The sequence below is a fragment of the Methanohalophilus sp. RSK genome (genome assembly GCF_003722075.1).
Taxonomy (GTDB): Archaea; Halobacteriota; Methanosarcinia; order Methanosarcinales; family Methanosarcinaceae; genus Methanohalophilus.
In genome coordinates, this window is the sequence record NZ_RDSK01000008.1 from 1 (window position 1) to 5,140 (window position 5,140).

Sequence of the window (5,140 nt, forward strand, 5' to 3'; positions counted from 1 at the left end):
CCCTGCCGCTATGGCCGCTGTCCTCAACTTATATGAGATGGATGAAAGCCAAGGCCCGGATTCGAACCGGGATGGAATCGCTCTGCAGGCGATTGCGTAGCCGCTCCGCCACCTTGGCACTTTTACGTGCGAAGCGTATCATATGACGCAACCGTCATAAACTTTGCGTTTTATCTGACCGTGTATTTATACATTACATACCTGATTTCGCCTGGAATAAGCAATTGGAAGCGGCACGGATTATTAGTAACCGCGGACTTAACACCTCGTTGCCTTAGTGCTTACATCCCGATCCTATTAAACCGGTCTTTTACCGGGATCCTTACAGTGGTCTCTTTTCAGGTTGGATTTCGAGCTTAGATGCTTTCAGCTCTTATTCTTTGGCGCGTAGCTGCTCGGCACTGCCTTGTCAGACAACCGATCGACCAGAGACGCCGTTGCCCTGTTCCTCTCGTACTAAAAGCAACTTACCTTCAGACCACATACACCTCTAGTAGATAGTAACCGACCTGTCTCACGACGGTCTAAACCCAGCTCACGATCTCCTTTAATAGGCGAACAACCTCACCCTTGGCCGCTGCTGCACGGCCAGGATGGAAAGAACCGACATCGAGGTAGCAAGCTGCCGGGTCGATATGTGCTCTTGCCGGCAACGACACAATTATCCCCGGGGTAACTTTTCTGTCAGCTTTAGCCCGCATCAAGCAGGACATAAAGGTTCGCTAGAACCGACTTTCGTCTCGCGATCCATTGCTATGCTAAATCGCGTCAGGCTGACTTATGCTCTTGCACTCTTCAGCAGGTTTCCGACCCACTTGAGTCAACCATTGCGCGCCCTTGATATCTTTTCAAGGGCGTCCCGCCCCAGGCAAACTGCCCACCTATCGGGGTCCTCCTTACGGAGTTAGGGTCGCGACTTCAGAAGGGTAGTGTCCCATTGGCGGCTCCACCCATGCTGGCGCACGGGTTTCGATGCCTCCTACCTACACTGTACATCCGAAATCACAACCCAACGACAGGCTGCAGTAAAGCTCCACGGGGTCTTCACTTCCCCCTAGAGGTCTCTAGACTTTGCACTAGAATGTAAGCTTCACCGGATTCTGGCTAGGGACAGTAGAGCTCTCATTGATCCATTCATGCGAGTCGCCAATTAAGCGACAAGGTACTACGCTACCTTAAGAGGGTCATAGTTACCCCCGCCGTTTACGGGCCCTTCTTTCCGTTGGACCGAAGTTTCAGGTACCCGCACTGGGCAGGATTCAGAGATCGTACTAGCCCTTTCGGGTTTGCGATCTCCTATGTTGGTATTAGACAGTTAGAGCTCCCTGGTCACTGCGACCTGCCATCTTCATGGCAGGCACTCCTTCTCCCGAAGTTACGGAGCCAATTTGCCGAATTCCCTTAGCCAGATTAATTCCGACACGCCTTAGCCTTTTCAGCTAGGGGCACCAGTGTCAGATCTCGGTACGGTCGTTTAGCTTCCTTTTCACGGGTCCCGGGGTGCAGTTGACTTTCGCAATAACATATTCGCCCGCTTCTCGCCATTACGGCTCTCCACGGGGTTCGATGCTTAGACAGCGCGACAACGCTGCTCAACCTGCCCTGAGACGTTAGTTTAATGCTAAACGGTACAGGAATATTAACCTGTTTCCCTTTTGGCGTACTCGAATTACGGTACGTCTTAGGACCGACTAACCCTCGGCTGACGATCATTGCCGAGGAAACCTGGCCCCTTCGGCGGTCAGGATTCTCACCTGACTATGCTGCTACTGTTACCAGGATTTTCGTTTCCGTACGGTCCACAGGACTTCACAACCCTGCTTCTGCCCGAACGCAACGCCTTCCTACAAGATTACCTTTCGGTACTCCGTGGTATCGGTGGTCGACTTGAGCCCCGTCCATTTTCGGGGCCCCAGACCTCGACTGGTGGGCTGTTACGCACTCTTTAAAGGGTAGCTGCTTCTAAGCTAACCTTCCAGCTGTTTAGGGCCTGGGACACCCTTTATCTTTAACACTTAGTCGACACTTAGGGACCTTAACCACGGGCTGGGTTCTCTCCCTTACGGACTACAAGCTTACCCCAGTAGCCCGGACTCCAACTTTCTCAGACGACGGTAGTTTTGGAGTTTGACAGGGGAGCGAGGGATTTCTCCCCCGGGATCCCCAATCAGTGCTCTACACCACCGACTATCTCCGGTTAGGTCATGCTACGACATGTTTTGGAAGGAACCAGCTGATGCCGGGTTTGATTAGCCTTTCACTCCAAGACGCAGGTCACACGAACGATTTGCAGGTCAGTACCGCTTGCGGTCCTCCACGTAGCTTTCGCCACGCTTCAACCTGCCCACGCCTAGATCACCCGGCTTCGGGTCGTATTCCAATGACTCCACGCACTTGTATACGCCGCATCTTGTCCGAAGACTGCATGCTTGTTGCTTTCGCTTCGGCTCCCCTTTCGGTTAGCCTTCGCCATTGAAATACACTCCCTGGCCCGTTCTTCAAAACGTAAGATATGACACCGGCAACGAAACTCGTACAGCAGCCTCGCGACTGTTTCCTTCATTTCGCAGATCCTTTCATGCCATATCGTTCCATAACCAACAGGTTTCAGGCACTTTGAACCTCCCTTTTTGGGGTACTTTTCAGTTTTCGGTCACCCTACTAGTTCACTATCGGTCTCAAGAGATATTTAGTTTTGGAAGTTGATGCCTCCCGGGTTCCCGCGCGATATCCAACGCACGGTACTCTGGAACAATTCCAGATCCGTTCACATTAACCTACGTGACTATCACACTCTGTGGTTTGACGTTCCAGTCAAATTCGGTCTCTGTGAGATGGGATCCTTGGAAAAGTCCTTCCACACCACATTTCCCTTCTGTTCCCAGAGGGATTCGGTTTGAACTTCGCCGTGTTCACTCGCCGTTACTAGCGGCATCTCTTCGATTTCTTTTCCGGTTCCTACTAAGATGTTTCAATTCGGAACGTTCCCGATCATTACTGATCGACCATAGGTCAAGAGGTCTCATTAGGAGATCCCCGGTTCATAGGCTTCATGCGCCTACCCGGGGCATATCGCAGCTTGACACGTCCTTCATCGGTCCTTGAGCCGAGCCATTCACCTGCTGGCATAAATGCCATTATCCGTTTGCTTACTCCAGTAAGCGTCAGGTATGCAACTTATACACGATCTCATCGTGCTCTTCCTGGTCAGAAAGAGCACATCCATCCTTCCCGGGCAAAATTACTTGCCTGGTGCATTAAATATGGACTTGCTGGGATTCGAACCCAGGGCCTCTGCCTTGCAAAGGCAGCGATCTTCCAACTGATCTACAAGCCCTTGGTTTCCCAACGATGTTGGATTATATGATTGCAATGGCAGTTTTTCGGTTTCTGATCGAAAGTTTTTTTGCTTAGGAGGTGATCCAGCCGCAGATTCCCCTACGGCTACCTTGTTACGACTTAACCCCCCTTGCGAAATTTAGGTTCGAACGCAGCACTAAAGTCCGCGCCCTCACCCATACCTCACTCGGGTGGTTTGACGGGCGGTGTGTGCAAGGAGCAGGGACGTATTCACCGCGCTATATTGAAACGCGATTACTACGGATTCCAGCTTCATGAGGGCGGGTTTCAGCCCTCAATTCGAACTACGGCTGGGTTTATGAGATTACCGTCACTTTTCAGTGTAGGAGCCCATTGTCCCAACCATTGTAGCCCGCGTGTCGCCCGGGAGATTCGGGGCATACTGACCTACCGTAGCCCGCACCTTCCTCCGATTTAGCATCGGCGGTCCCCACAGAGTACCCATCATCCAAAAAGGATATGCTGGCAACAGTGGGCACGGGTCTCGCTCGTTGCCTGACTTAACAGGATGCTTCACAGTACGAACTGACGACGGCCATGCACCTCCTCTCAGCGATTCAGGTAAAGTCTTTAGCTTGACCTACATGTTGCTGTCGCCCCCGGTGAGTTGTCCGGCGTTGAGTCCAATTAAACCGCAGGCTCCACCCGTTGTAGTGCTCCCCCGCCAATTCCTTTAAGTTTCAGCCTTGCGGCCGTACTTCCCAGGTGGCTCGCTTCACGGCTTCCCTGCGGCACCTGAAACGGTCGCACCATTCCAGACACCTAGCGAGCATCGTTTACGGCTGGGACTACCCGGGTATCTAATCCGGTTCGTGCCCCCAGCTTTCGTCCCTCACCGTCGGACCCGTTCTGGTAAGACGCCTTCGCCACTGGTGGTCCCACAGGGATTACAAGATTTCACTCCTACCCCTGTAGTACCTCTTACCTCTCCCGGTCCCAAGTCTAACAGTATCCCCCGGAAGCCTAACAGTTGAGCTGTCAGATTTCCCGGAAGACTGATTAAACCGGCTACGGACCCTTTAGACCCAATAATAGTGATTACCACTCGGGCCGCCGGTGTTACCGCGGCGGCTGGCACCGGTCTTGCCCGGCCCTTGCTATCACATGCTATTTACACATGTGGACAGCCAGCATTGTATGCTGGCACTCGGTGTCCCCTTATCGCGGTTTCCCGCAGTGTAAAGGTTTCGCGCCTGCTGCGCCCCGTAGGGCCTGGATTAATGTCTCAGAATCCATCTCCGGGCTCTTGCTCTCACAACCCGTACCCGTCGTTGGCTAGTAGGTACTCTAGACCCACTACTACCTGATAGGCCGCAGACCCATCCTTGGGCGACGGATCTTTAAATCACAAAGCATTCCAGCATATGTGATCTATTCAGAATTATCCCCAGTTTCCCGGGGTTATGCTGAACCCAAGGGCAGATTGTCCACGTGTTACTGAGCAGTCCGCTATGTTCACGAAGAACATTTAACTGGCATGGCTTAGTCGAACACCGATAGCAGTAACCTCTGGCAGGATCAACCAGAATTTTAATTATTTCTAGCACACCTTTTGAAGGTTAAAGGAAATTGTTGGCAGGGTACCATTTAAACAACATGGATGCTGATTAAAGGCCCTGCACAGTGAATTCTTAATACTAACGATCAGAATTCACCGAACTGCCATTGCGTGAGTCAGACAGAATTGTTATCTCCTGTCTCCATTGATATGAAGGTGATTATGTTTCCACACACGTATTGTGCGGGAACTCATGAATATCGCTTTTGATATATATACCTT

Annotated in this window: 2 tRNA genes and 2 rRNA genes; all 4 read right to left on the minus strand. The window is 51.8% G+C overall.

Annotated features, from left to right (window positions below):
* Window positions 1-46: 46 nt before the first annotated feature.
* A tRNA-Cys gene (locus EFE42_RS02900) sits at window positions 47-118 on the minus strand.
* Window positions 119-223: 105 nt separating this feature from the next.
* Window positions 224-3,143, minus strand: a 23S ribosomal RNA gene (locus EFE42_RS02905).
* 121 nt (window positions 3,144-3,264) lie between these two features.
* Window positions 3,265-3,337, minus strand: a tRNA-Ala gene (locus EFE42_RS02910).
* A gap of 75 nt (window positions 3,338-3,412) precedes the next feature.
* Window positions 3,413-4,889, minus strand: a 16S ribosomal RNA gene (locus tag EFE42_RS02915).
* The 16S and 23S rRNA genes sit together here with 2 tRNA genes alongside, the layout of an rRNA operon.
* Window positions 4,890-5,140: the final 251 nt, after the last annotated feature.